At 61.0% G+C, this 24221-nt stretch carries 16 protein-coding genes; 8 read left to right on the top strand and 8 right to left on the bottom strand.

Features of this window, described 5'->3' with window-relative positions:
• Positions 1–57: 57 nt before the first annotated feature.
• From Q7F16_RS03700 to Q7F16_RS03675, 6 genes are all read right to left on the bottom strand, one after another.
• Positions 58–1116 (bottom strand): tetratricopeptide repeat protein, encoded by a 1059-nt coding sequence (locus Q7F16_RS03700; RefSeq protein ID WP_079301919.1) that lies wholly within the window; start codon positions 1114–1116, stop codon positions 58–60.
• Positions 1117–1470: 354 nt separating this feature from the next.
• Positions 1471–2892 (bottom strand): efflux transporter outer membrane subunit, encoded by a 1422-nt coding sequence (locus Q7F16_RS03695; RefSeq protein ID WP_046064252.1) that lies wholly within the window; start codon positions 2890–2892, stop codon positions 1471–1473.
• Entirely contained in the window at positions 2889–6068 is a 3180-nt protein-coding gene (locus Q7F16_RS03690; RefSeq protein ID WP_046064253.1) for an efflux RND transporter permease subunit, read from the bottom strand. The genes Q7F16_RS03695 and Q7F16_RS03690 overlap by 4 nt, the downstream gene beginning before the upstream one ends.
• Before the next feature lie 15 nt (positions 6069–6083).
• Positions 6084–7337: a multidrug efflux RND transporter periplasmic adaptor subunit MexE gene (gene mexE, locus Q7F16_RS03685; protein WP_046064254.1), complete on the bottom strand. Its 1254-nt coding sequence runs from the start codon at positions 7335–7337 to the stop codon at positions 6084–6086.
• A gap of 491 nt (positions 7338–7828) precedes the next feature.
• Complete coding sequence (locus tag Q7F16_RS03680) at positions 7829–8593, bottom strand: substrate-binding periplasmic protein (protein WP_046064338.1); 765 nt, start codon at positions 8591–8593, stop codon at positions 7829–7831.
• Positions 8594–8841: 248 nt separating this feature from the next.
• Entirely contained in the window at positions 8842–9720 is an 879-nt protein-coding gene (locus Q7F16_RS03675) for a LysR substrate-binding domain-containing protein (RefSeq protein ID WP_409556989.1), read from the bottom strand.
• 101 nt (positions 9721–9821) lie between these two features.
• Here Q7F16_RS03675 and Q7F16_RS03670 point away from each other — a divergent pair, with 101 nt between their 5' ends.
• The 4 genes from Q7F16_RS03670 (at position 9822) to Q7F16_RS03655 (ending at position 13394) form a co-directional block, all read left to right on the top strand.
• Positions 9822–10247, top strand: coding sequence for a VOC family protein (locus tag Q7F16_RS03670; protein WP_046064256.1), 426 nt, complete (start codon positions 9822–9824; stop codon positions 10245–10247).
• Positions 10248–10509: 262 nt separating this feature from the next.
• A complete protein-coding gene (locus Q7F16_RS03665; protein ID WP_018601471.1) occupies positions 10510–11130 on the top strand; it encodes a TetR/AcrR family transcriptional regulator in 621 nt (206 codons plus the stop codon).
• 136 nt (positions 11131–11266) lie between these two features.
• A complete protein-coding gene (locus tag Q7F16_RS03660) occupies positions 11267–12079 on the top strand; it encodes a thioesterase family protein (protein WP_082098008.1) in 813 nt (270 codons plus the stop codon).
• A 43-nt stretch (positions 12080–12122) separates the two neighbouring features.
• A complete protein-coding gene (locus Q7F16_RS03655; protein ID WP_046064257.1) occupies positions 12123–13394 on the top strand; it encodes an OmpP1/FadL family transporter in 1272 nt (423 codons plus the stop codon).
• Positions 13395–13461: 67 nt separating this feature from the next.
• On the opposite strand, the gene Q7F16_RS03650 is transcribed toward Q7F16_RS03655, so the two are convergent.
• Together Q7F16_RS03650 and Q7F16_RS03645 are read right to left on the bottom strand one after the other, a co-directional pair.
• A complete protein-coding gene (locus Q7F16_RS03650; RefSeq protein ID WP_079301924.1) occupies positions 13462–14247 on the bottom strand; it encodes an SDR family NAD(P)-dependent oxidoreductase in 786 nt (261 codons plus the stop codon).
• Between the two features lie 64 nt (positions 14248–14311).
• Positions 14312–15772, bottom strand: a complete 1461-nt coding sequence (locus tag Q7F16_RS03645) for an efflux transporter outer membrane subunit (protein WP_409556988.1) — start codon at positions 15770–15772, stop codon at positions 14312–14314.
• Between the two features lie 209 nt (positions 15773–15981).
• Between Q7F16_RS03645 and Q7F16_RS03640 the strand changes: the two genes are divergently transcribed.
• The 4 genes from Q7F16_RS03640 to Q7F16_RS03625 all read left to right on the top strand — a co-directional run bounded on the left by Q7F16_RS03640 (position 15982) and on the right by Q7F16_RS03625 (position 24213).
• On the top strand, positions 15982–17091 hold the full coding sequence (locus Q7F16_RS03640; RefSeq protein WP_409556987.1) for an efflux RND transporter periplasmic adaptor subunit: 1110 nt from the start codon (positions 15982–15984) through the stop codon (positions 17089–17091).
• Positions 17088–20168 (top strand): efflux RND transporter permease subunit, encoded by a 3081-nt coding sequence (locus tag Q7F16_RS03635; protein WP_409556986.1) that lies wholly within the window; start codon positions 17088–17090, stop codon positions 20166–20168. Before Q7F16_RS03640 ends, Q7F16_RS03635 begins: the two co-directional genes overlap by 4 nt.
• 52 nt (positions 20169–20220) lie before the next feature.
• Positions 20221–21513, top strand: coding sequence for a beta-ketoacyl-ACP synthase II (gene fabF, locus Q7F16_RS03630; RefSeq protein WP_046064262.1), 1293 nt, complete (start codon positions 20221–20223; stop codon positions 21511–21513).
• A gap of 984 nt (positions 21514–22497) precedes the next feature.
• Positions 22498–24213: a type I secretion system permease/ATPase gene (locus tag Q7F16_RS03625; RefSeq protein WP_409556985.1), complete on the top strand. Its 1716-nt coding sequence runs from the start codon at positions 22498–22500 to the stop codon at positions 24211–24213.
• Positions 24214–24221 lie beyond the last annotated feature (8 nt).

Raw genomic sequence — 24221 nt, 5'->3', positions numbered from 1 at the left:
CCGCTTAAATCGATAAAACGCGGTGTGCTGCACAACCTTGGGTGTGCAACGAGGGGCCTACAGACCTTGTTGCAGCGCCGGGTCGTCAGGGTTCAACTGTTCAAGTTGCGCCAGCAGGACTTGAACATTCTGCAACTGGCCGGTCTCCTTCCAATAGTTGATCAGCAGCACCCGTGCCTTGCGGTCGGCGGGGTAGCGCTGGACGATTTCCTGCAACTGTTTCTGCGCCGCTTCCACCTCCTGCTCGGCATGCAGGGTGGTCGCCAGGTCATAGCGGTAATGGCGGTTCTCGGGCTCCAGTTCCACGGCTTTTGCCAAGCCGAGCACCGCATACTCGTTCTGGCCGTGCTGCAGCAGCCACATGCCCAGCGCATGTTGCAGATATGCCGACGCTGGCTGGGTCTGCAACTGTCGGGCGAGCAATTGTCGTGCGGCTTCGCCCTGGCCTTGTTTGTCCAGCACTTCGATCTGCATGACCAGCGCCGGCAGGTTGTCCGGTTGCAGGCGCAAGGTCTGCTCAAGCGCCAGTTGGGCTTTCTTCAATTCGGCGTTGTGCAGGTGCAGCCGAGCTAGCTGGTAGTGGGTCTCAGCGGTTTTCGGACCGTCCTCGAGCACCTGTTCCCAGGTGTCGATGGCTAACTGCATCGCCCCGAAATACAAGCCGAGGTCATCCGGCGACAAGCCCAGCAGCGCGTTCACGGCGGCGAACCGGACGTTCTGGTCATCATCATCCAGGAGCGGGCCGAGCAACAGGCTGCGCTGGCCGGTCGGCACCAGGCCGACGATGCTACCGATGGCGGCTCGACGCACGTCCGGCGATTCGCTGTGCAGGTCCGCGTCCGCCAGTTTCAGCGCTTGAGGGCTGGGGTAGTTGGGCAGTTCGGCGTGCAGCCATACGCGGCGCTTGGGCGAGAGGTCTGGACGCCCCAATTGCTGGTAAAGCATCCGTGCCGCCCCTGGCTGCCCATTACGGGCGTTTTCCAAGGCTTCGCTGTAGCCACGCTTGATCGCTTCGGGGATTTGCGGCGTGGTGCTGCGTAGCCACACCGCGACAAGACCGATCACCAACAGGACACAGAGGCTGAGGAGCAGATAGCGGCGGCGAGGCGAGAGCATGCAGGGAATCCATTACCAGAAGCGTGAAATGTCGCAAGCTTCGGTCAGGTGGGGGCTTGAGTCAAACCCTGTGAAGCATCTCATGGGCCCAGGGTAAGCTTGCCCGAATCAATGTGGGAGCAAGGCTTGCCCGCGATGAGGGCGACACATTTAGCAGCAATGCAACTGACACACTGCTATCGCGAGCAAGCTTTGCTCCCACAGGGTGCTCCTACAGGGTGCTTCTACAGGGTGCTTCTACAGGAGGAGGTGGAGGTTCGCGCCAGCCGAAAAAAAGCCCCGCGCCCAAATGAGAGGCGGGGCAAAAATTTGGCTGGTTGCGGCCAACCAAAGGAGCTCGGTTGAGCAGGTGGATCAGTTGCTGGCAACGGTCTCCGGTTTCCAGCCGCCGCCCAGGGCCTTGTAGATCGCGACGATGCCGCGGTACAGGTCCACTTCGGCCTGGGCCTGAGTGTCTTCGGCGGCCAGGCGTTCGCGCTGGGCATCGAGCAGCACGAGGAAGTCCTCGGTGCCTTCGCGGTAGCGAATCTCGGCCAGGTCGGCGGCGGCGCGGCTCGATTCACTCTGGCGGATCAGCGAGATCAGCCGTTGTTGGCGCTTGCCGTAGTCGCTGAAGGCGTTTTCCGATTCTTCCAGAGCCAGCAGCACTTGCTGTTCATAGGTCGCCAAGGCGCCGTCCGCCTCGGCGTCGGCACCGCGCAAGCGAGCCCGCACGCTGCCCAGGTCGAAAGCCGCCCAGGTAATGCTCGGGCCCAGCGCCCAGGCGTTGGCCGCCGAGGAGCCGATCTGCGAACCGCGTCCAGCCGTGAAGCCAAGGAAACCGCTCAGGCTTACCCGTGGGAACAGATCGGCCTTGGCCACGCCGATGCGCGCCGTGGCAGCGGCCAGTTGGCGTTCGGCGCTGAGAATGTCCGGGCGCCGTTGCAGCAGTTCACCCGGATCGCCGATGGGCAGGGCCTTGGCGATGGCCGGCAACTGTTTCGGGCTCAGGTCCACGCTGAGTTTGTCCGGACGCTCGCCCAGCAACGTGGCGATGCGATTGCGTTGGCGCACCTGTTCGGCCTGCAACTGCGGCACGCTGGCTTCCACCGCGGCCAGGCGGGCATCGGCACGCACCACGTCGAGCTGATCGCCGACGCCGGCATCACGCAGGCTTTCGGTGATCTTGCGCGAATCCTGCTGGTTCTTGAGGTTCGCCAGGGCGATCTTTTCCCGCAGTTGGGCGCCGCGTAATTGACCGTAGGCATCCACCAGTTCGGCGATCATCGTCACCTGCAACTGATAGAGATCGGCCTCGATCGCTTGTTGATCGGCATCGGTGGCTTCCAGGTTGCGCTGGATGCGCCCGAACAAGTCCAGCTCCCAGGCCATGTCCAGGCCCAGGTCGTAACGCTCGGTATTGACCCGGTCGGTGGTCTGCCCCGGGATCTGGCCTTTGCCCAGGTTGCTGCTGGCACGGCTGGTGATGGTCGGCATTGCGTCATTGCTGGCGTCATCGCGAATCGCCCGGGCGGCCCGCAAGCGGGCGAAAGCCACGCGCAACTCGCGGTTGCCTTCCAGGGAACGGGTCACCAACGCGTTAAGGGTCGGGTCGTCGAACTGCTGCCACCAGATCCCTTCAAAGCGGGCGCGGTCGAAGTTCTTCTGGCCGGCGGCGCCGTCGGTGGCGGTGGTGATATTCGCCGCCTCCGTTTGCGGGGCCTTGTAGTCCGGGCCCACGGCACAGGCACTCAAGGCCAACACCAGCAAGCTCGGCACGAACGCTTTCAAACTCATTGTTGCGCCTCCAGTTTCAAAGCCCGGGCCGCTTTGCGGGCCTCGCTGTGCTCGACGAAGTTGCGGATCAGTACATAGAACACAGGGGTGAGCAGCAGGCCGAAAAAGGTCACGCCGAGCATCCCGGAGAACACCGCCACACCCATGGCGTGGCGCATTTCCGCACCCGCGCCGCTGGAGAACACCAGGGGCACCACGCCCATGATGAAGGCGAAGGAGGTCATCAGGATCGGCCGCAGACGCAGGCGGCACGCTTCGAGGACCGCCGCCAGCGGGTTCATGCCTTCGAGCTGTTTATCCTTGGCGAACTCGACGATCAGAATCGCGTTCTTGCAGGCAAGTCCCACCAGTACAATCAAGCCGATCTGGGTAAAGATGTTGTTGTCGCCACCGGAGAGAATCACCCCGGTAATCGCCGACAACAGGGTCATCGGTACGATCAGGATCACCGCCAATGGCAGGCTCCAGCTTTCGTACTGCGCCGCGAGCACCAGGAACGCCAGCAGTACGCAGAGTGGGAACACGAACAGCGCGGTGTTGCCCGAGAGGATCTGCTGGTAGGTCAGGTCGGTCCACTCATAGGTCATGCCGTTGGGCAATTCGTCCTTGAGCAGTTTCTCGATGGCCTTTTCAGCCTGGCCGGAGCTGTAGCCCGGGGCGGCGGCACCGTTGATTTCAGCCGTGATGAAACCGTTGTAATGCATCACGCGGTCTGGCCCCGAGGTGTCGCTGACCTTGATGAAGGTCGCCAGCGGGATCATCTCGCCACGGTTGTTGCGCACCTTGAGCTGGCCGATCTGGTCTGACTCGAGACGGAACTGCTGCTCAGCCTGGACGTTGACCTGGTAGGTACGGCCGAAGCGGTTGAAGTCGTTGGCATACAGCGAACCCAGGTAGATCTGCAGGGTGTCGAAGATGTCGCTGACGGCCACGCCGTGGGTTTTGGCTTTTTCACGGTCGATGGCGGCATCAACCTGGGGCACGTTCACGGTGTAGCTGGTGAACAACCCGGCCAGTTCCGGCACGTTGTGGCTCTTGGTAATGATGTTCATGGTTTCTTTGTACAGCTCGTCGTAGCCCAGGTTGCCCCGGTCTTCGATTTGCAGGCGGAAACCACCGATCGTGCCCAGGCCCTGTACCGGCGGCGGTGGGAAGATCGCCATGTAGGCCTCCTGGATCCCTGCGTACTGGCCGTTCAAGGCACCGGCGATGGCGCCGGCCGACATGCTCGGGTCCTTGCGCTCGTCGAAGGGCTTGAGGGTCACGAACACGATGCCGGCGTTCGGGCTGTTGGTGAAACCGTTGATCGACAGGCCCGGGAAGGCCACGGCGCTTTCAACGCCCGGTTGCTTGAGGGCCAGATCGGACATGCGCTTGATCACGTCTTCGGTGCGATCCAGGCTCGCGGCGTCCGGCAGTTGGGCGAAGGCCACCAGGTATTGCTTGTCCTGGCCGGGTACGAAGCCGGTCGGGGTGTTGGAGAAGCCGAAGAAGGTCAGCACCATCAGGCCCGCGTACAGCACCAGGGCGATGCCACTGCTGCGGATCACCCGAGCGACGGTGCCCACGTAACCGTGGCTGGCTCGTTCGAAAAAGCGGTTGAACGGACGGAACAGCCAGCCGCCGAAAACCTTGTCCAGGAACTTGGAAAAACGGTCCTTGGGCGCATCATGGCCCTTGAGCAACACGGCAGCCAGGGCCGGCGACAGGGTCAGAGAGTTGATCGCCGAGATCACCGTGGAGATGGCAATGGTCAAGGCGAACTGCTTATAGAACTGCCCGGTCAAGCCACTGATGAACGCCGCCGGAACGAAGACCGCGCACAGCACCAGGGCGGTGGCGATGATCGGGCCGGTTACTTCGCCCATGGCGCGCTTTGTCGCCTCCACAGGGGTGAGCCCCAGTTCGATGTTTCGCTCGACGTTCTCCACCACCACGATCGCGTCGTCCACCACGATACCGATCGCCAGTACCAGGCCGAACAGCGAGAGGGCGTTCAACGAGAAGCCAAACAGGTGCATCACCGCGAACGTACCGATCAGCGAAACCGGCACGGCCACCAATGGAATGATCGAGGCGCGCCAGGTCTGCAGGAACAGGATCACCACCAGCACCACGAGAATCAGTGCTTCGAACAGGGTATGCACCACAGCCTCGATGGAGCCCCGGACGAAGATCGTCGGGTCATAGACGATGCTGTAGTCCATCCCGGCCGGGAAGCCCTTCTTCAACTCATCCATCTTCTCGCGGACGTCGTTGGAGATCTGGATGGCGTTGGAGCCTGGACGCTGGAAGATCGGGATCGCCACCGCCGGCTGGTTGTCCAGCAGCGAACGCAGGGCGTATTGGCTGGAACCCAGTTCGACCCGGGCGATGTCCTTCAGGCGAGTGATCTCACCGTTGGCGCCGGAACGAATGATGATGTTCTCGAATTCTTCCTCATTTACCAGGCGACCCTGGGTGTTGATCGACAGCTGGAAAGCCTGGGCATTGGGCGCTGGCGGCGCACCCAGGGCACCGGCAGCCACCTGGCGGTTCTGTTCACGGATCGCCGTGACCACATCGGTGGCGGTCAGGTTGCGCGAAGCGGTCTTGTTCGGGTCCAGCCAGACCCGCAGGGAGTAGTCGCCCATGCCGAACAGTTGCACGTCACCCACGCCGCCCAGGCGCGCCAGCTCATCCTTGATGTTGAGCAGGGCGTAGTTGGACAGGTAGAGCATGTCGTAGCGTTTGTCCGGCGAGGTCAAGTGCACGACCATGGTCAGGTCGGGCGATGCCTTGTCCACCGTGATGCCGATCCGGGTCACTTCTTCCGGCAGCTTGGGCTCGGTTCGGGTGACGCGGTTCTGCACCTGCACCTGGGCATTGTCCAGGTCGGTGCCCAGGGCGAAGGTGATGGTCAGGGTGATCTTGCCGTCAGCGGTGGACTGCGAAGACATGTACAACATGTTCTCGACGCCAGTGATGGCTTGCTCCAGGGGCGCGGCCACGGTCTCGCCGATGACCTTGGGGTTGGCGCCCGGGAAGTTGGCGCGCACGACCACGGTCGGCGGCACGACTTCCGGGTATTCGCTGATCGGCAATTGGAACAGCGAGATGGCGCCGGCGATCAGGATCAGCAGCGAAAGCACCGCTGCGAAGATCGGTCGCGAAATGAAGAACTGGGAAAATTTCATCTTGGATTCAGTCCCTTAACCGCGTGGGGTCGCAGCGGCCAGTTTGCCTGCCGATCCTGACGCGGCCTTGGACGGCGCGACTTGGGGCAGGTTGCTGGCTTCGAGCGCTTTACGTTGTTGTGCCAGGGCGGCAATGGTTTCGTCGCTGGCCATCGGCACGGTTTCAGGCGTGACCGGTGCGCCCGGACGAGCTCGTTGCAGCCCCTTGACGATAATGGTGTCGTCCTTGTTCAGGCCGCTGCGCACGATGCGCAGGCCTTCGATCTTCGGCCCCAGCTCGACGGCGCGGTAGGCCGGCTTGTTCTCGGCATCCATTACCAGCACGAATTTCTTGCCCAGGTCGGTGCCCACGGCTTCGTCGTTGATCAACACGGCGGAGTAGGTGCCGCTGCCCACCAGTTTCAGGCGGGCATACAGGCCTGGGGTGTAGGCGCCGTCCTTGTTGTCGAACACGGCGCGACCGCGAATGGTGCCGGTCTGCGGGTTGACCTGGTTGTCGACGAAGTTCATCTGGCCCAGGTGCGGGTTGCCGTCTTCGTTGGACAGGCCCATGTACACCGGGGTGGCCTGGCCGCGCTGGCCCTGGCGGGCAAGTTGGGTATATTTGAGGAAGACACGTTCGTCGGCATCGAAGTAGGCGTAGACCTTGTCCGTGGAGACCACGCTGGTGAGCGGCGTGACGTCGGCGGTCACCAGGTTGCCGGCGGTGATGTCCGCCCGGCTGACGCGACCACTGATAGGTGAGGTCACCCGGGTGAAGCTCAGGTTCAGCTTGGCCAGGTCCAGTTGTGCCTGGATGGCCGCAGCGGCGGCGCGGGCTTCCTGGGCGGCGCTGGTGCGCGAGTCGGCCAGCTCGGCGGAAATGGCATTGCTCAAGCGCAGGCGTTCGCCACGCTGGGCTTCGTTCTCGCTGCGGGTGGCGGTGGCGCGGGCTTGGGCCAACTGGGCTTCGAGACGACGTACTTCAGCCTGGAAGGGGCGTGGGTCGATCTGGAATAACAGGTCGCCTTTCTTGACCAGCGCACCTTCGGTGAAGGCCACTTCGTCGATCTGCCCGGAAACCCGTGGGCGGATCTCGACGGTTTCCGGTGCTTCAAGGCGGCCGGTGAACTCATCCCATTCGTTGACAGGCTGCTCCAGCACCTTGGCCACACTGACTTTGGCCGGCGGCATGGACGCTGCCGTGTCGGGAGTCTTGCCGCAAGCGCTCATCACCAGCACCGCCAGCAGCGCGAGGGGAAAACGCAGTTTTGAAAGTGAATGTTCCATGGATAGCATCCGCCAATGTATTGAGAATGGGCGGATGATGCGTGGCGCATGGCACAGGAACGAATCGAATGAAGCAAAGGTAACTATCATTCAGAATGATATAAGCCATCGATAAGGCCTCTAGTCCGGCAGTGCGGGGCACTTCGGACAAACAAGGAGCCCGTGGCGAGGGAGCTTGCTCCCGCTTGAGCGCGAAGCGCTCACAAAGAGGGGCCGCTACGCGCAGCCCAGCGGGAGCAAGCTCCCTCGCCACAGGGGTGGTGCGTTGGCTGGAATGATCAGTGGGTGAGCAGCAGAAAACCTGTGGGAGCGAGCTTGCTCGCGATGGCAGGCTCACATTCAACATCTCATTGGCGGGCACACCGCTATCGCGAGCAAGCTCGCTCCCACATTGGCTCCGGCAAGTCTTGAGGGAGTGCATTGCTCAAGTGTGGGATTTGCTTTCTTGTTATCAAACTTATTGATGGTTGCCGGGTGGACTTGGGTCAAGCCTACTGCGGCAAATAAACGTCATGGACCCGCTTGACGGTCCCATCCGCGCGAAGCGCTTCAACCGCTTCGCGCAAATCCTCGACCATTTTTGGCGAGCATTGCTTCGAGCAGGCCAGGTAAAGGTCAGCGCTGCTGCCGACCTTGCTCATGAGCAGTTTGCGCTTGGACACCTTCGGCCAGATGTACAGACTCTCCGGCACGCCGTTGAACCAGGCATCGATACGCCCCATCAACAGCATCTGGGCGGGGTTGTCGCCGATGACCAGCGGATAGATCTGCTCATCGCTGAACCCTTCGGTGCGCAGGATATCTGCTTGGGCGCTGCCCAGGCCGACGCCGATCTTGCGGTAGGTTTCTTTCGCTTGGGCGAAGCTGCTCACTCGCCGCTCAAGGCTGAAAAAAGCGCGCTCCATGGGCATGATCGAGGCAATCCAGGTGAAACGGTCCTCACGGGTGGGGATGCGTGAGAGGGGCGTGATCAAGTGGTCATGTTCTTCACTGACGTGTTTCTGTGCCCTGGCCCAGGGGAGTACATGGATTTTCACGGTGTACCCAGCCTTGGTCATGGCCGCCACGGCGACATCGCCAACGATTCCGTGGCCCCTGGGGTCGTTGACGAACGTCAGCGGTGGCGCGTCGAGGATATGCAGTTCTATCTCCAAGGGTTCGCCGCGTGCATTGTTTACAACTAGCAGCGGTAGCAACAGACAAAACCTGGATAGCGCTCTGGTGGGGGCATTCAAGACGCGTTTGCTCGGGCTCATGATCAATACTTCAGGCATTGGAAAGTGGTGCGCCATTCAAAGGGGGGGCGCGGAAACAGCGTCTTGCAGGCCGACGTTTTATGTCATGCAGCGCACCTGAAGCAGGTTCGCCACAGTCGTCTTATCAAGACACGCCAGTCTGTTGCCCTGGCCTGACTGCGTGTACCTGAAGGTATAGATCATCCGCTCGACAAAAACCTTGAGCCTGCGCATTGGTTTTTGTTTGGGCGCAAACAAAAAGGTGTGATTCATACGGGATTGGCTCGGGCCTGCTCGGCAAGCAATTGCACCAGTATCCCCGCGGGTTCGGTGAGGCTATGTTGAGGTCTATGGACCAGCCCGACATCACGGTGGAAGGTGTGCTCAGCGAGGTCGAGGGCACGTACACCCTCAGGCCATTTGCGGTGGGTCGCGGTTTGCGGCACCAAGGCCACTCCGACGCCGTTTCCAACCAGCTTGATGATGGCCTCCAGTTCATCGAGCTCGCTGACTTCATGCAAGGCGAAGTGCATCTTGCGCAGGAAACGGTCCACCTGCCGGCCGCCGAACGACGCCCGGTCATAACGAATGAAGGGTTGGCTGCCAAGCAGTTCGGCCCAGTCTTCTCCGGGGAGCGTGCTCGGAACTATCAGCCGATACGGCTCCAGCGCCAGGGTCATCCAGCGCAGATCGCTCTGCAGCGAGAACGGTGGGCGGATAATGGCGGCCATGTCGATTTCGCCGACATCCACCAGGTTGATCAACTCCATCGATACGCCAGGAAGGACCCGCGTTCGGCATTGCGGACATTGCTCGTGAAACCTGGCGAGCGTGTCTGGCAGGAAGGAGCGCTGCACCGAAGCGATAGCGCCAATGTTCACCAGGACGCTGGGGGCAAGCCCGGCAGGACTCGCGCCAAGATTGTCGTAAAGGCGCAACAATTCTTGGGCTTGCAAGAGTATTTGATGACCCATCCGATTGAGGTGAGCCGAGCGTCCCTTGCGGTCGAAAATCTCGAAGCCAAGCTCGGCTTCCAGACGCTGGATCTGCGCGCTGACCGCCGCCTGGGTGAGGCCGATTTTATTGCCTGCGGCAGCGAAAGTACCTTCCCGTGCTATGGCGATAAGGGTCTTGAGTTCTTTGATCATTCACAAATATTAATTGTGTTACTGAGAGAAATATATTGTTTTTCTTGTTTTGAGCGCGGCCTTACGATGGCCCGGTCCTTACAAAAGCAACAGGAGCCATGATGAGCCTTTCTCCCTTCCACCTCGCAATCCCTGTTTATGACCTTCCAGGCGCTCGGGCCTTTTATGGCGAGGTGTTTGGGTTGCAAGAGGGCCGCTCCAGCGCCCACTGGGTCGACTTCAATTTCTACGGCCATCAGTTGGTGATCCATGAACAGCCGAAGACCGCTTCCCAAGAGAACGTCCACAGCAACCCGGTAGATGGGCACGACGTGCCGGTGCCTCACTTCGGCATCATTCTGGGTTGGCAGGAGTGGGAAGCGCTGGCCGAGCGGCTGAAATCCTTTGGCACCGAGTTTGTGATCGAGCCTTACATACGTTTCAAAGGGCAGGTGGGGGAGCAGGCCACGATGTTTCTGTTCGATCCTTGCGGTAATGCGCTGGAATTCAAGGCGTTCAAGGATATGAGCCAGATTTTCGCGAAATAAAAGGAAGGGGCTGCTGGTTAATGCCTATCAGTCAGGAGCAAACGGCATAAATCTGTGGGAGCAAAGCTTGCTCGCGATAGCGGCAGAGTTGTCAATATCGTTGTCGGCTGGCTTACCGCAATCGCGAGCAAGCTTTGCTCCCACAGGTTTGCAGCTCAACTGACATTAGGGGCTGCCGGTGGCTTGATAATGGTCAGTTTGTGACGAGTTTTAAAAATGGTCACAAGTTGTCAACTATCTTCAGGATGCGTAAGCTGCTCCCATGAACCAGCCCTCAATACTTTCGCCCAGCACTCGCGGCCCCGCCGATCACGACATTCGAAACCAGATTGTCGCGGCGGCCAACGAGCATTTCAGTCAATACGGCTATGGCAAGACCACGGTGTCCGACCTGGCCAAGGCCATCGGGTTCTCCAAGGCCTACATCTACAAGTTCTTCGACTCCAAGCAGGCGATTGGCGAGGCCATCTGTAGCCAGTGCCTGGCAGAAATCGTCGCGGCGGTGGAGCAGGCCATCAGCGAAGACGGGCTTTCAGCGACGGAGCGTTTTCGCCGCCTGGTCAAGGCCCTGATCACCACAGGCGTAAACCTGTTTTTCAATGATCGCAAGCTCTATGACATTGCGGCGTTTTCCGCGTCGGAGCAATGGCCCAGTTCGCAAGTCTATAACGCAAGAATCAAGAGCTTCGTGTTGCAAATCGTGCGCGAGGGGCGGGAACTGGGCGAGTTCGAACGCAAGACGCCATTGGACGAAACCGTAGACGCGATCCATCTGGCGCTGCGGCCTTTCGTCAATCCCTTGCTGCTGCAGTACAGCCTCGATTACGTCGAGGTTGCTCCCACGCTCACCTGCAACCTGATCTTGCGCAGCCTCATGCCTTGAGCCGTGGCTGAAGATTGCACCCAGACCATTGCAGGCACGCCTTTACCCATCCGATTCACCTCTCGCTCCAGCGGTTGATGGTCGTCTTTATTTATCCACTTCGTGACCATTGACACAAATGGTCACATGAATAAATATGGCGCATCTGCTCTTAGCCTGGGGCGTCGGTATGACGAGCTTTGCCAAACTGCTGCAGCAATTCGATCCGGACGCCCCCTTTGTTTCCCCGCCCAACTGGCAGCAAGGTCGTACCATCTTTGGCGGGCTTTCGGCAGCGCTGTCGCTGCAGGCGGTCTTGCGGGAACGTCCGGCGGATTTCCCTCCGTTCAAGTCCGCCCAGGTGTCGTTCATCGCACCGGTGACGCAGGCCCAGACGTTCGATGTAAGCGTGTTGCGCCAAGGACGCTCAGTCACCTCGGTATCCGTCGACTGCCTGTCGGGCGATGACCTTGCGCTGCGCTCGATCCTGCTGTTCGCCCAGCCGCGGGCGAGCAGGATTACGCATGATTCCTGGGGTCGGCCGTTTGTGGAGGGGCCGTCCCGCTATGCCACCCTGGCGCTGGACAGCAAGATTGCTCCGGCTTGCGCCTATAACTTCGAGATGCGTCCTGCAGGCGGTTCGCTGCCGGTGTCCGGCGCCGAAAGTCCTGAGTTACTGATGTGGGTCCGCCATCTGGATGCCCAGGGCGTAGACCCGGCAGTTGCCTTGATTGCACTGGCTGACAGTTTGCCGCCGGCCGCCATGACCTGCTTTACCGAACCCGCCGCTATCAGCTCCGCGTCCTGGATGATTGACCTGCCGCAGCCAGCCGTTGCCGGCGAATGGTTTCTCGTCAGCTCTTTCAGCCAGCAGGCGCTGGAGGGGTACTCGCTACAGGACATGGAGATATGGGACGAAAGCGGCCGTCGCGTGCTTTGGGCACGCCAGACGGTGGCGATTTTTACCTGATACAAACAACCCTACCCAGACTACCGCTCCCAGAGTTCCAATAATGAAAAAAATAATGCTCAAGGCCCCTATGGGTCTTGCCGTTGCATTCGCCACTTCTCATGTGTTTGCAAGCGGCTTTGCCCTCAATGAACAGAGTATCAGCGGGATGGGGTCCGGGTTTGCCGGTCGCTCGTCCTCGGCCGAGGATGCAAGTACCGTCTTCGGCAACCCTGCGGGCATGTCTCGCCTCAAGTCAGAACAGGTCAGCCTGGGGGCGGCGACGCTCTTCGCGAAGAATGACATCAGCCAGACCCGCAGTACCTTTGGCGGCCAGGAAGACGGCGACGTCGTGCCTACGACCACCGTGCCCATGGGGTACTACGTCAAGCCCATCGATGAACATTGGGCGTTCGGCGTGGGCTTCTATGTGCCGTTCGGCCTGATTACCGATTACGGCAGTGGTTTTGCCGGGCGCTACTACGGCAACAAAAGCGAGGTCACGACCCTCACGTTTCAGCCCACCATCAGCTATGCCTTCAATGACAGGGTTTCGATCGGGTTCGGTCCGACGATCAACCGCATCAGTGGCGAGATAACGGGCATGGTGCCCAACCCACTGAGCCCGGGTCGCAACGATGGAAAACTCAAAAGCAACGGCGACGATACGGCGCTGGGTTTCAATGCCGGTGTCCTGGTCCAGGCGACAGATCGAACTCGTGTGGGGTTAACCTACCATTCCAAGGTCAGCTACCACCTGGATGCCAAGACCAAGGTCAGCAACGGCATCTTCAGCGCGATAGGGCTCAGCGGTCGCAGCTATGACGCTTCACTGGATGTGGATACCCCGGAGTCCGTGGACGTGTCGGTGACTCACCAGCTCGACAATGATTGGACCTTGTACGCGGGCAGTACCTGGACCCGCTGGAGTCGTTTCAAGGAGTTGACCATCGAGAACACCGGCTTGCCGCCGTTATTGAGCGGTTCGCTGGGTACTATTACCGAAGAACAGGACTGGCACGACACGTGGGCTCACGCCATTGGTACGTCGTATCAGTTGAACAGCCAGTGGGTGCTGCGCGCAGGCTTCTCCGTCGACCAGTCGCCCGCCAACAACACCAACCGTGGGCCACGTATTCCTACCGGCGACCGAAAAATCGTCAGCTTCGGCGCTGGCTGGACGCCAGTGGACAATGTCACGATCGATGTCGCTTATTCCTATCTGTGGGAAGAGAGCGTACGGGTCAACGAAACTTCGGCAACCCGGGGAGCCTACAGCTCCAAGTACAAAAACAGTGCGAGTGGTTTCGGTACTTCAGTCAGCTATCGCTTCTGATCGAGTGCCGCTTTGCCGGCCGGGAGTGTAGGCTGACTCCCGGCTTTCAGAGCACTTCGCCATCCTTTCAGGCGCCCATGATGCGTGCCATGAGACCTTGGTGAAACCGACGCGGCGTGGCCCAGGTCAGGACGGTCATCGCCTTGTTGCCAAAGCCCGGCACGACACTCAATCGTCCGGCTTGCAGTGCTCGAATGCCTGCGCGGACCACGGGTTGTGGCTGCATCATGACCATTTTCAAGGCTGGCGTAATCGTTTGCCTGGCGCTTTGCGCAAATCCGGTATCCGACATCCCTGGACAAAGTGCTGTCACGATGACGCCGTCGCTTTTGAGTTCACGATGCAACGCATCAGAGAAGCGCAGCACGTAAGCTTTAGCGGCAGAGTAAACGGCAAAATTCTTCACGCCTTGAAAAGACAGCAGGCTGGCGACCATCAGGATGTGTCCACGCTTGCGGGCTCGCATGTCTGCCGCGAAGACGTGAGTCAGGGCCGTCAGGCTGGCGATATCCAGATCAATCATGGCCAGGGAACGATCCAGAGGCTGATCCAGAAAAGGCCCTTGCAGTCCATGTCCCGCATTGTTGATGAGTACATCGACCACTATTTTTCGCTCGCTCAGACGCTTATGCAGTTCGATGACCGCGGGGATCGACGACAGGTCTACTTGCTCGACGATCACATCAATGGCGAAGCGTTCGCGCAACTGAGCGGATAACGCTTCGAGCTTATCCAACCTGCGCGCTACCAGGATGAGCGATTTTCCCTGTGCTGCGTATTGCCGGGCAAACTCTTCGCCAAATCCGCTTGAGGCGCCAGTGATGAGCACCCAGGAGCGTTCGTTCGGTTTCATATCGTTGTTCTCTGGTTGTGAGCGGAAGGAGAAGGAGCCGCAGGTGTTGTGTAACGGGGTCGGCTCAGCGAGTCGCCACCGGTTGGGTTTCAGAAGGCTGCCAGCCACCGCCGAGCGCCCTGAATGCTGCCACCGCCGCCCGTGCCGATTCCGTGCGTGCTTGCGCCCGTGCGTCGGAGACTTGCAGCAGCGTCGCGTCGGCATTCAGGACATCGATCAGGCTGGCCGTGCCTTTCTGATAAGCAATGAACGAGGACTGGCGAGCTTGCGTCAGCGAGGTTTCGCCCTGGGTGAGGGTGCTCGCCTGGGATTCTCGATTCACCAGCGCGGAGAAGGCGTTCTCGACGTCCTCGGTGGCGCGCAATACGGACTGGCGGTATGCCGCCAGCGCTTCGGCTTCCTGTCCCTTGGCCTGGTCGATTTGCGCGTTGATGCGGCCAAAATCGAAGAGTCTCCAGCGCAGGCCCAGCGCGCCAGCCGCCTGGCTGGCGTCGCCGGTGAACAGATTGCCGCCGGAAACCGCCGTGGCACTGCCCAGCAATGCACTGAGGGAGAATTTCGGATAGTACTCAGCAACGGCCTCGCCGATACGCGCATTGGAGGCGGCAAGACGGCGCTCGGCCACGATCAGATCTGGTCGGCGGCGCAGCAGATCGGCGGGGGTTCCCATGGTCGTTATCTGTGGCGCCAGAGGGATGCTTCGTGCATTCGCCAGTTGCGTGCGATGGGTGCCGGGCGGCGTGCCAAGCATGACGTCCAGCGCATTCATGGCTGCATCCAGGCCGGTCTGCAGTACGGGAACCGTCGCCCGGACCTGCGAGAGGGTGCCCTCGACCTGGTGAACCTGATAGCTGGCCGCAAGGCCCTTGCTGTAGAGCAGTTGGACTTTTTCCAGCAAACCCTGTTGCGTCTTGACTTGTTGGTTGGCGATGTCCAGCCGCGACTGCAACCCGCGGGCGGTGATGTAGAGGTCGGCGGTCTGTGCGGCAATGGCAAGTCGTGTGGCCGCGACGCCTGCCTCGGAAGCCTGGTATTGGGCCAATGCCGCCTCGCGTCCGCGGCGCAGGCCCCCAAACAGGTCTACCTCCCAGCTGGCACCCACGTTAAGTTCGTAGGCGTTCCCGTACCGATCGTATCCAGGTGTCGAGTTCAGCACTTGGCCCAGTGGCGTTTCGACGGATTGGTATGAGCGCGCGGCTTGGCCGCTGATGTTTCCAGAGGGCAATAACGCGGCATTGGCAGCACCCAGGCCCGCTCGCGCCTGCGTGACGCGGGCCGATGCCTGCGCCAGGTCCAGGTTCTGCTCAAGTGCCTTGGCAACGAGGTCGCTGAGCACTGGATCCGCAAAGCCTTCCCACCATGCGACGAGGCTGGCCGATGTCGCTGCGGACCTCTGCTCGACAGACGCCTGGCCCAGGTAGCGATGCGCCAGCGCAGCGTCTGGACGCTGGTAGTCCGGACCGACCGTGCAACCTGTCATCAAGCTGAAGCTCACCAGCAAAGCAGCGGGGTGGAGGGGCGACATTGAGACTCCTGGAGCCATGGATGGTTTGTGACCATATTATATTATGGTCACAAACTGTCAATGAACACTCGTAGGACACAGCAGCGAAATTATCTATTGTGTGGCAAATATTGCTGCAACCAATGCAATGTGATGGGTTGTGACGATTGACAGTAATGGTCACTAGATTGAGAATGAGGCTTCTGTCCTATCTGCCCAAAAGGGAACCTATGCTCCGGCTTCGACCTGTCACCTTTGCCGCTTGCTTGTTGCCTCTCGTCCTGACGGCGTGCGGCGACTCATCCACCGCTAAAGATCCACGCACGCTTGCGCCCTTGGTGCGGGTCTCTGAAGTCCAGGGTTCGTCTGATCTCTCACGATCTTTTACCGGTGTCGTGGCGGCTCGGGTCCAGAGCGACCTGGGCTTTCGGGTAGCGGGCAAGGTGCTTGAGCGCCTGGTCGATAGCGGGCAGGCCGTCAAACGGGGGCAGCCGTTGATGCGCCTTGACCCCATCGACCTGGGGCTGCAGGCGCGAGCCCAACAAGAGGCGGTCGCTGCCGCCCGGGCCCGGGCCAAGCAGACCGCGGATGACGAGGCACGCTATCGCGACCTGGTCGCCGCAGGTGCTATTTCTGCATCGGGCTACGATCAGATCAAAGCCGCTGCCGATACCGCCAAGGCACAACTGAGCGCCGCACAAGCGCAGGCTGATGTCGCCCAAAACGCGTCTGGTTATGCTGTGTTGCTTGCCGATGCCGACGGCGTGGTGATGGACACGCTCGCCGAGCCCGGACAAGTCGTCAGCCCCGGGCAAACCGTGGTTCGACTGGCGCGGGCAGGGCAGCGTGAAGCCGTTGTGCAATTGCCCGAGACCTTGCGGCCTGCCGCAGGCGCTACCGCACAAGCGACGCTTTATGGCGTCACCACGGGAGCGGTCACCGCGAAGCTGAGGCTGCTATCGGATTCGGCTGACCGCGTGACGCGCACCTTCGAGGCGCGGTATGTGTTGGAGGGGGCGCTGGCCAACGCGCCGCTGGGTTCGACCGTCACCCTTCGCATCGCCGAAGACAGTGCGCAACGGCAAGCGCTGCAAGTGCCGATCGCTGCCGTTTTTGACCCGGGCAATGGTACCGGCGTGTGGGTCATCAACGGGGAACCTGCGAAAGTGACCTGGCGACCCGTGCAAGTCCTGGGTTTGAGCGATGACGCTGCACGAGTCGCCGGCAAGCTCAATGTGGGTGAGCGTATTGTCGGGCTCGGCGCCCATCTGCTGCGTGAAGGGGAGCAAGTGCGGCTGGCTCAACCGGGTGACGTGAAGGTTGCCGGGGGCCGTCCATGAGCCTCAACCTGTCGGCACTCGCCGTTCGCGAGCGCTCCATTACCGTGTTCCTGATCTTCCTGATTGCCGTCGCGGGGACCTTGGCGTTCTTCCAGTTGGGGCGTGCCGAGGACCCGCCGTTCACGGTCAAGCAGTTGACCGTCATCACCGCATGGCCGGGCGCGACCGCCCAGGAGATGCAGGACCAGGTTGCCGAGCCGCTTGAAAAGCGTCTGCAAGAACTGAAGTGGTACGACCGCACGGAAACCTACACCCGTCCCGGTCTGGCTTTCACCATGGTGTCACTGGTCGATCGCACGCCACCTTCGCAAGTGCAGGAGGAGTTCTATCAGGCGCGCAAAAAGCTCCAGGACGAAGCACTCAAGTTGCCGGCGGGTGTGATCGGGCCGATGGTCAATGATGAGTTTGCCGATGTGACATTCGCGCTGTTCGCCCTGAAAGCCAAAGGCGAGCCACAGCGGTTACTGGTGCGCGATGCTGAAGCGTTGCGCCAGCGTCTGTTGCACGTGGCGGGAGTGAAAAAGGTCAACATCATCGGCGAGCAGGCTGAACGCATCTTTGTGTCCTTCTCCCATGACCGGCTGGCCACTTTGGGCGTTTCCCCCCAGGACATCTTCGCCGCGCTGAACAGCCAGAACCTGCTCACGCCCGCCGGCTCCATCGAAACCAACGGGCCGCAGGTCTTCCTCAGGGTAGACGGCGCCTTCGATAAACTGGCAAAAATTCGTGACACGCCCCTGGCGATTCAAGGTCGCACACTCAAGCTCTCGGACGTCGCGACCGTCGAGCGTGGTTATGAAGATCCGGCCACCTTCCTGGTGCGTAATGACGGCGAAGAAGCGCTGTTGCTGGGCGTCGTGATGCGCGAGGGCTGGAACGGCCTTGACCTGGGCAAGGCCCTGGACGCGGAGACGGCCAGGATCAATGAAGGCATGCCACTGGGCATGACGTTGACCAAGGTCACCGATCAAGCCGTGAACATTGACTCGGCCGTCGGCGAGTTCATGGTCAAGTTTTTTGTCGCGCTGCTGGTTGTAATGCTCGTTTGCTTTCTCAGCATGGGCTGGCGTGTAGGCGTTGTGGTCGCAGCCGCCGTACCGTTGACACTGGCGATAGTGTTTGTGGTGATGGCGGCCACTGGAAAGAACTTCGACCGGATCACCCTGGGTTCGCTGATCCTGGCGCTCGGGCTGTTGGTGGACGACGCCATCATCGCGATCGAGATGATGGTGGTGAAGATGGAGGAGGGCTACGACCGGATCAAGGCCTCCGCCTATGCTTGGAGCCACACGGCCGCACCGATGCTGTCCGGCACGCTGGTAACGGCGATCGGATTCATGCCCAACGGTTTCGCCCAGTCGACCGCTGGCGAGTACACCAGCAACATGTTCTGGATCGTCGGCATTGCCCTGATCGCTTCCTGGGTGGTGGCGGTGGCCTTCACCCCTTACCTGGGGGTGAAACTGTTGCCGGACATCAAGCAGGTCGAGGGCGGTCACGCGGCCATCTACAACACCCGTCATTACAATCGCTTTCGCCAGGTCCTGACCCGCGTCATCGCGCGCAAATGGTGGGTGGCGGGCACCGTGATCGCGACATTTGTCGTGGCGGTTCTCGGCATGGGGCTGGTCAAGAAACAGTTCTTCCCGACCTCCGACCGTCCCGAGGTGATGGTCGAGGTGCAGATGCCCTATGGCACCTCCATCGAGCAGACCAGCGCCGCCACGGCCAAGGTCGAGGCCTGGTTGCAAAAACAGGATGAGGCAAAAATCGTCACGGCCTATATCGGCCAAGGCGCGCCACGCTTCTACCTGGCAATGGCACCGGAACTGCCCGATCCTTCGTTCGCCAAGATCGTAGTATTGACCGACAGCCAGCAAGCGCGCGAGACCCTCAAGTTCCGTCTCCGTGAGGCGGCTGCCGAGGGGCTCGCCCCAGAAGCGCGGATCCGGGTGACGCAACTGGTGTTCGGTCCGTACTCGCCATTTCCGGTTGCCTACCGGGTGATGGGGCCGGATCCGTCGAAATTGCGCGAGATCGCGGGCCAGGTCCAGGATGTCATGCAGGCGAGCCCGCTGATGCGAACCGTCAATACCGACTGGGGACCGCTGGTGCCGACATTGCATTTCAGCCTGGACCAGGACCGTTTGCAGGCGGTCGGCCTGACGTCAAATGCCGTCGCGCAGCAGTTGCAGTTCCTGCTCACGGGGGTGCCGATCACGGCGGTTCGCGAGGACATCCGTTCGGTGCAGGTGGTCGGTCGTGCTGCCGGTGACATTCGCCTCGATCCGGCCAGGATCGAAGGGTTCACCCTGGTGGGCGCGGCAGGCCAGCGCATTCCGCTGTCCCAGGTGGGCGACGTCGATGTACGCATGGAAGATCCCATTCTTCGTCGTCGTGATCGCACCCCGACCATGACCGTACGTGGCGACATTGCCGAAGGCTTGCAGCCACCGGACGTCTCGGGCGCGATCATAAAGGCACTGCAGCCGGTCATCGAGACGCTGCCGAGCGGCTACCGGATCGAGCAGGCAGGCGCCATCGAGGAATCGGGCAAGGCCGGCAAGGCGATCGTGCCGTTGGTGCCGATCATGGTGGCCCTGACGCTGCTGATCATCATCGTGCAGGTGCGTTCGATCTCGGCCATGATCATGGTGTTCCTCACCGCACCGCTGGGCCTGATTGGTGTGGTGCCGACATTGCTGATCTTCCAGCAGCCGTTCGGGATCAACGCCCTGGTCGGCCTGATCGCACTGTCGGGCATCCTGATGCGCAACACACTGATCCTGATCGGGCAGATCCATCACAACAAACAAGAAGGGCTGGAGCCCTTCCATGCGGTCATTGAGGCCACGGTGCAACGGGCCCGTCCGGTCCTGCTGACGGCACTGGCGGCCATCCTGGCTTTCATTCCGCTGACGCATTCGGTGTTCTGGGGCACGTTGGCCTACACACTGATCGGTGGCACGTTCGTGGGCACCATCATGACGCTGGTGTTCCTGCCAGCGATGTATTCCATCTGGTTCAGGATCCGTCCTGACCATTCAGCACACGCTCAGACAGCACCGCAGGTTTAAGCCCGTGCACTTGTGCTTTTTAGTGAACATTGACTGATATGAAGAGGTTCCAATGATGACTTCCCAAGGGCAAAAACGCATCGTCGTCACCGGCGTGGGCATTGTCGGCCCATTGGGCTGTGGCGTTGAAGAAGTCTGGCAGCGGTTGTTGGCCGGGCGCTCCGGCATTCGCCTCCTGTCGGGCGATATCACCGAGGGGACGGGCGTAGCCGTGGGCGGCCAGGTGCCGTCGCTGGAAGAGGACCCCATCGCCGGTTACGACCCGGAGCGCATCATCCCGGCCAAGGATCGCAAGAAGATGGACCGCTTCATCGAGTTCGCGCTGGTGGCGGCAGAAGAAGCGTTGCAGCAGGCCGGCTGGCAACCGGCCGATGCCCACGACCAGGAGCGGACGGCGACCCTCATCGCCTCGGGCGTGGGTGGCTTTGGCGCGATTGCCGGCGCCGTACGCACCACCGATGAGCGTGGCCCGCGGCGATTGTCGCCGTTCACGGCGCCGGCTTTTCTCGCCAACATGGCGGCCGGGCACGTATCCATCCGGCACGGTTTCAAAGGCCCGCTCGGTGCGCCGGTCACCGCCTGCGCGGCGGGTGTGCAGGCCATTGGCGACGCGGCCAGGCTCATTCGCAGTGGCGAAGCGGATATCGCCATATGCGGTGGTACGGAAGCGGCGATAGACCGCGTGACCTTGGGTTGTTTTGCCGCCGCCCGTGCGCTCTCCACCGGTTTTGCCGAACGTCCGCAAGAGGCTTCGCGGCCCTTTGATCGTGATCGCGACGGTTTTGTCATGGCCGAGGGCGCCGGGTTGCTGGTGATCGAGTCGCTGGAGCACGCCCTCGCACGTGGCGCCAAGCCCTTGGCAGAGCTGGTGGGTTATGGCACCAGTGCCGACGCCTACCACCTGACGGCGGGCCCGGAAGACGGCAACGGCGCCCGGCGTGCGATGGAACAGGCGCTGCGCCAGGCCTCTGTCAGCCCCTCGGATGTGCAACATATCAATGCTCACGCGACGTCCACCCAGGTTGGTGATAACGGCGAGCTGACTGCGATTCGCTCGGTGTTCGGGCGCGATTCCGATGTGGCGATCACCTCCACCAAGTCGGCCACCGGGCATCTGCTGGGGGCGGCTGGCGGTATCGAGGCTATTTTTACGGTGTTGGCGCTTCGGGACCAGATCGTTCCGCCTACCCTGAACCTGGTTCATCCTGATGAGGCTGCATTGGGGCTTGATCTGGTTGGCTTGGAGGCCAGGCAGATGCCGATTACCTATGCGCTTTCCAATGGGTTTGGGTTTGGTGGGGTTAATGCCAGCGTGTTGTTTCGTCGTTGGGGGGCTGAGGTTTAGGGGGCGTGTGTATATCCGTTGCTGCGGTAACGGCCGCTTATGGTTCCGCCCTGACGGCGGGTCACTTTTGGAAAGCGCCAAAAGTAACCAAAAGCGCTTTGCCCCACCACTCGGCACCTCGCCTAGGCTCGGTGTGCCCTCACTCCGGCATTGCTCCGTGGGCCCGCCGCGAAGGGCCATCCATGGCCCAGCGCGGCTATCCCGGCATCCATGCCGGGATGCCCACTCCACAATGCCTGCGTTCGGCCATCGTGGTTAACTGGGCCTTCAGATCAAAAGCAAAGGCGAGGCGGCCTGAGAGCCGACCTGGTTCTTCGTGGACCGCGTTCCTCCTGTGGGAGCGAGCTTGCTCGCGATGACGTCGGTCCATCCAACATCACTGCAAACTGAACCACCGCTATCGCGAGCAAGCTCGCTCCTACAGTGGGCTTCGGGTGTTCACATTGTCTGAGTACGACACAAGAACCTGTGGGAGCGAGCTTGCTCGCGATGACGTCGGCACATCCAACATCACTGCAAACTGATCCACCGCCTTCGCGAGCAAGCCCGCTCCCACAGTGGGCTTCGGGTGTTCACATTGTCTGAGTACGACACAAGAACCTGTGGGAGCGAGCTTGCTCGCGATGACGTCGGTACATCCAGCATCGCTGCAAACTGATCCACCGCCTTCGCGAGCAAGCCTGCTCCGCATCTCAAAAGTGAGCAACTGCAGCCCACACCGCAGAAATGGATATACCCACCAGTCCGTCTGGAAAAGCCAAGTAGATACCAGGCTTCCCCAACCCAACCTCGACGTAATCGCATGACCCATACCCCGTTACGCCAATTTTCCTTAAGAACCGATCAAGCGTGCCGATACAGCACGGTAGATCCGATTGCGCGGGTGCTCCAGTGGTGTTCCGCCGAAAGATATTCCAGGCGCTCACGCACCTGTCCCTTGTGATTTTTCAGGTTTGATCAGCATCGGACCTCAGGTAATGAACCATGTCAGCCCACGTCAGGACCGAACTGGAAGGCGCCCTTGCCGTCTGCAAAGGTAGTTTTCTTTCCGTTGGTTTTTTCAGTTTTTTCGTCAACTTGTTGATGCTGGTTCCTTCGTTCTACATGCTGCAGGTGTATGACCGCGCGGTAGGCAGCGCCAGCCTGTCCACGCTGTTGATGCTGACGCTGATCATGTTGCTGTTGATGGTCACGATGGGTGGCTTGGAGTGGGTCCGTTCGCGAATCATGGTGCGAATCAGCACTCGCCTGGACACGCTGCTGAGCCAGCGTCTGTTCGACGCCAGTTTCAAGCAGGCGCTCAATACCAGTGGCATGCATGCCACCGCCCAGCCTTTGAACGACCTGAACGGTTTGCGCCAGTTCCTGACTGGCAACGGCCTGTTTGCGTTTTTCGACGCGCCGTGGATCCCGATCTACCTGGCCGTCATGTTCATGTTTCACCCCTGGTACGGCTGGATGGGGATCGTGAGTGCCACGTTGCTGGGGGCGCTGGCCTTCGCCAATGAAAAACTCACCCACGCGCCGCTGCAGGCGGCCAATCGTGAACAGATGGCGGCCTCTGCGTTCACCCACAAAAGCCTGCGCAATGCTGAAGTGGTGGAGTCCATGGGCATGCTGGCCAGCCTGCGCCAGCACTGGAGCGGGCGAACCCACAAGGTCCTCGCGCTGCAAAGCCTGGCCAGCGACCGCGCCGCGACCATGACGTCGTTATCCAGGACATTCCGCCAGATCGTTCAGTCGCTGGTGTTGGGCCTGGGCGCCTATTTGGTGATCAATCACGAGATTTCGTCCGGGCTGATGATTGCCGGCTCCATCTTGCTGGGGCGTGCGTTGGCGCCCATCGATCAGTTGATCGGCGTATGGAAAGGCTTTCTGGGCGCCCGCTCGCAATATGCCCGGCTGCACGAATTGCTGCTCAAGATTGCCGCCGAACCTGAACGCATGTCGTTACCGGCGCCTGAGGGGGAGATCCGCGTCGAGGGTCTTTCGGCGGGATCCCCGGACGCTCGTAAACCGATTATTCGCGGCGTGGACTTTCAGGTGGCCGCGGGCGAAGTCGTGGGCATCGTTGGTCCCAGCGGCGCTGGAAAGTCGACACTCGCCAGGGCGCTGCTGGGCGTCTGGCCAAGCCTGGCCGGGACCGTGCGCCTGGACGGCGCGGACATCAGCCAATGGCGTCGGGAGGAGTTGGGCCCTTACATCGGCTATCTGCCACAGGACATCGAGTTGTTCGAGGGCACCATCAGCCAGAACATTTCCCGCTTCGGCCCGGTGAACGCACCTGCCGTGGTCGCTGCCGCGCGCATGGCGGGTGTGCATGAGCTGGTGCTGCAACTGCCCGATGGCTACGACACTTTGATCGGCGCCAATGGCGGTGGATTGTCCGGCGGCCAGCGGCAACGTATCGGCCTGGCGCGCGCCTTGTACGGTGAGCCGCGCCTGGTGGTGCTCGATGAACCAAACTCCAACCTTGATGACGCCGGCGAAAAAATGCTCGCCGAGGCGCTGCAAAAGCTCAAGCAGAGCAGGGCCACGGTGTTTGTCATTACCCATCGACCCGGGGTGTTGGCGCAGGTGGATAAATTGCTGGTTCTCAATCATGGCGAACTGAGTCTGTACGGGCCGCGGGACCAGGTCCTGGCGCGCCTGCGAGACGTAACGCCCGCGGCCCGCCAGGCTGCCGCGATTCAACCGTAGGAAGTGGA

The organism is Pseudomonas sp. Lb2C2, from assembly GCF_052112205.1.
GTDB classification, from domain to species: Bacteria; Pseudomonadota; Gammaproteobacteria; order Pseudomonadales; family Pseudomonadaceae; genus Aquipseudomonas; species Aquipseudomonas kilonensis.
Note: the sequence above shows the minus strand (reverse complement) of the source record. Positions and strands in the feature narration are given on the sequence as shown.